The organism is Candidatus Obscuribacterales bacterium, from assembly GCA_036703605.1.
In the GTDB taxonomy this organism is placed as follows: Bacteria; Cyanobacteriota; Cyanobacteriia; order RECH01; family RECH01; genus RECH01.
Genome location: DATNRH010000072.1, coordinates 1 through 1,224 on the forward strand (window position 1 = coordinate 1; position 1,224 = coordinate 1,224).

Here is a 1,224-nt window from a genome sequence, read left to right on the forward strand (position 1 = left end):
TGCGAAGCTCAGTGATTCATCAAGCAAATCCACTGTCACATTCTCGCTCAACGGAGAACTCGTTACTGTCAAGGATGTGCAGCCACAAGAGTATCTTATTGACTACATAAGACGTGTTGGACTTAGAGGAACGAAGCTCACATGCGGTGAAGGAGGTTGTGGTGCCTGCACCGTGACGCTCTCAAGCCCCGGCTCATCTAACAACATGCTACACCGAGCTGTGAACTCCTGTCTGGTGCCCCTTTGTTATGTAGATGGACAAGCTGTCACTACGGTGGAGGGGATCGGAAGTGCACGCAAGGACGACCTGCACCCTGTCCAGCACCAGCTAGCGCACGGTGGGGGTTCGCAGTGTGGAGGATGCACACCAGGCTTCATCATGTCGATGTATACCACCCTACAAACCGATGGAGCGCCAAGTACGGAAAAGATGGTCAAAAGCATTGATGGCAACCTATGCCGCTGCACGGGCTACCGGCCTATCTTGGATGCAGCCGCCGCCTTGTCCGACGGCAAGTTCGTAAAACCGGATCGCCTGGAACCCTGGGAGCAGTCTTTGAAATTCTTTGGTTCACAGTTGAAGCCCGAGCCTGTCTCCATCAAAGGCGAGCGCGTGGAGTGGATTGCCCCCACCGACCTCCAGGGGGTTCTCCAGGCCCTGGAGAGCAACCCTAACGCTCGTGTTGTAGCGGGTAACACTGAAATCGGCATTGAGTACCGCTATCAGCACAAGGACACACCTGTTTTAGTCTCCATTCGGAATGTACCCGAGCTGCACGCTTTGGAGTTCAATGATGGGACTGTAACCCTTGGTGCTGGTGTTCCCCTCACAGATGTGTGGCAATTTCTTGAAGATACAAGTAAGAACCTCGAGCCTGGGCCCCGTCAGGCACTGCGAGCCATCATTGAGCAGCTTCATTGGTTTGCGGGCACCCCAATTCGGTATGAATAGTCTTCTGTAACCCAAAGAAACGTTGCCACCATCGGAGGGAATGTCATGAATGCCTCTCCCATTTCAGATTTGAACCCCGTTTGGATTGCCCTCGATGCAGAGTTCGAGCTCTCTTCAAGCCAAGGAAGTCGACGAGTTCCAGCGAAGGAGTTCTTTGGCCCCGGGTACAAGCAAACAGCCGCAAAGCAGGGGGAAGTCCTGACCAATGTCCATTTCAAGTTAACACCCGACGGGCGCTATGTCGAGGCCTACAAGCAAGGCCAGCGCCGTGA

Annotated in this window: 1 pseudogene; it reads left to right on the forward strand. The window is 54.0% G+C overall.

Features of this window, described 5'->3' with window-relative positions:
• The first annotated feature begins 205 nt into the window (after nt 1-205).
• Nucleotides 206-1,224: pseudogene (locus V6D20_01635) on the forward strand (FAD binding domain-containing protein).